Here is a 2,357-nt window from a genome sequence, read left to right as displayed (position 1 = left end):
TGCTGATTTTCGTTCCAGGTGCTCTGATAGGCCAAACTGAAAATTCGTTAAAGATACAGGATGTTAAAGAAGGAAATAGAGACGAACTTGTTGAAGAATGACTCTAACAATATATTTCGCGAGTCGAAAAAAGGAGGATCCATGAAGATGCATAAGAGACCAGAGTATGATGATTTCCCATTAAAGACCTATGACAAGATCAGGTATGCAGATACGGATCGCCAGGGACATGTGAATAACGCACTGTTTTCAACGTTCCTTGAAACGGGAAGGACTGAGCTTTTATATGCAGAGGAACCGCTGCATGCTGAAAATGCCTCATTTGTTATCGTGAGCCAAAAGCTGGATTTGCTTTCAGAAATACGGTGGCCTGGAAAAGTAGATATTGGCACTGCCGTTACTAAGGTTGGGAACAGTTCTTTGTCTTTATTTCAAGGACTGTATCAGGATGGCAGGCTTGCTGCGGTGGCAGATACCGTCATCGTGCAAATGGACGACCACATTAGAAAATCCAAACCACTTTCACCAGAAACAATTGAGCGATTAAAGCAGTATTTAGTAGAACTTCAATAGTTTCAAGTCACAAAATCATAAACAGCGGAACCACATAAAGGAGTGATTGTTTTGGAATTGAATGAAGTGATCCACGGGCACAGGTCGATACGAGAATATGAAGATAAGGAAATCAGTCAAGATCTGCTGGACCAGATTTTAGAGGCGGGCATTCGGGCATCCTCAAGTGGCAATATGCAAACGTATTCGATTGTCGTCACGAAAGACAAGGAACTCAAGAAAAAATTATACACTGCTCATATGGAGCAATCGATGGTGGTGGATGCGCCGATACTATTAACCTTTTGTGCTGATTTTAACAGAATGAGGAAATGGCTTGCACTGAACGATGCACCTGTACATTTTGATAATTACATGAGCTTTATGATCGGTGCGATTGATGCGACTTTGGCAGCACAAAACTGTGCGTTAGCAGCCGAAAATGCGGGACTCGGCATTTGCTATATGGGTTCGACACTGGCAAATTGTGATCAAATTGGCGAACTGTTAAACCTGCCGCCAAATGTCGTACCCGTTGTTGGTTATTCATTAGGGTATCCCGCAGAAAACCCTGCACCAAGGGATCGATTGCCGATGCAAGGACTTGTTCACTACGACCAGTATCGTGATTATTCAGATGATGATATTCTGGAAATCTATAAAGATCGAAATAAAAAAGGGTGGGATCGCTACATGGCCTTCCCACACCTTAAAGAAATGACAGAACGCCTAGGATTAAAAAATCTTGCACAAATCTATACGAAAGCCAAGTATACGAAGGAATCGCATCAAGAATTTTCACAAACAGTGCTGAAGTACTTGGAGAGACAAAACTTTATGAATAATGAATAAGAGTAAGGAGAACTATTTTTGTAAAAAACGTCTCAATCCGCAATATTAGTGGATTGAGGCGTTTTTATTTTTATCGGTGACGGAGTGGATTAATCTTCCATATATAGGTCTCAAGTCTGATATCAAGTTAAAGCCTCAGCCTGTTATGGGATATTCAGGATTGCCTTATGATTAACTCATAATCAAGCGGAGGCGATATTAAATGAAAAAAGTAATGGGATTTGGATTGGCAGCAGTATCTGCTGTTTTACTATTGTCAGGATGCAATAATACGATTTTAGCCCGTGATAAAAGCGATGATGAAATCGTGGTTGAGAAGGATAAAGCAAAAGAGCTTGAAGTTGTATTAAATTTTGGCGCCGGAAAAATGAAGGTTGCAGGCGGTGCTGAAGAGTGGGTAAGTGGTAACGCAAGCTATGAACCGAAAAAAATGAAGCCGGAAGTTTCCTATGATCTGGACGGGAAAGTCGGCAAGGTGGAGATCGCTCAGCCAGATCATATTAAATTTGGCAAGCTGAAGAATGAATGGGACCTTAAAATAACTGAAGATGCTCCAGTCGATCTTGAGGTAAATGCCGGAGCATCAGAAACCAATCTTGATTTACGAGGAATCGAACTTTCCAGCCTTGAAGTCAACGCAGGAGTTGGTGAAATCACGGTCGATCTTAGCGGCGATTGGAAAGAAAGCTTTGACGCCCGAATTTCATCGGGAGTAGGAAAGATGACCGTCATTCTTCCTAAAGATACAGGCGTAAGAATAAAGTCAGACAAAGGAATCGGCTCAGCGTCTTATGAAAATTTGATCTCCAAAGGAAATGGCGTTTATGTAAACGAAGCCTACGAAGATGCAAAAGTGAAGATTGACCTGGATGCAGAAATAGGTGTCGGGGAAGTGACTTTTAAAACGGAAAAGTAGCAGGGAGGGGGAAGCAGGGGGACGTATCTCCTGCTTC

Annotated in this window: 3 protein-coding genes; all 3 read left to right on the top strand. The window is 42.0% G+C overall.

Annotated elements, in window-relative coordinates; genetic code table 11:
• The first annotated feature begins 147 nt into the window (after window positions 1–147).
• The 3 genes from V7201_RS11550 to V7201_RS11540 all read left to right on the top strand — a co-directional run bounded on the left by V7201_RS11550 (window position 148) and on the right by V7201_RS11540 (window position 2,320).
• A complete protein-coding gene (locus V7201_RS11550) occupies window positions 148–573 on the top strand; it encodes an acyl-CoA thioesterase (RefSeq protein ID WP_335376888.1) in 426 nt (141 codons plus the stop codon).
• 51 nt (window positions 574–624) lie between these two features.
• Window positions 625–1,404 carry a nitroreductase family protein gene (locus V7201_RS11545; RefSeq protein ID WP_335376887.1) on the top strand — a complete coding sequence of 260 codons (780 nt, stop codon included), beginning with the start codon at window positions 625–627 and terminating at the stop codon, window positions 1,402–1,404.
• A 202-nt stretch (window positions 1,405–1,606) separates the two neighbouring features.
• Window positions 1,607–2,320: a toast rack family protein gene (locus V7201_RS11540; protein ID WP_335376886.1), complete on the top strand. Its 714-nt coding sequence runs from the start codon at window positions 1,607–1,609 to the stop codon at window positions 2,318–2,320.
• Window positions 2,321–2,357 lie beyond the last annotated feature (37 nt).

This window comes from Bacillus sp. JJ1122 (genome assembly GCF_036964885.1).
In the GTDB taxonomy this organism is placed as follows: domain Bacteria; phylum Bacillota; class Bacilli; order Bacillales; family Cytobacillaceae; genus Mesobacillus.
The sequence above is the reverse complement of the archived record's forward strand: the minus strand, read 5'-3'. Positions and strand labels throughout refer to the sequence as shown.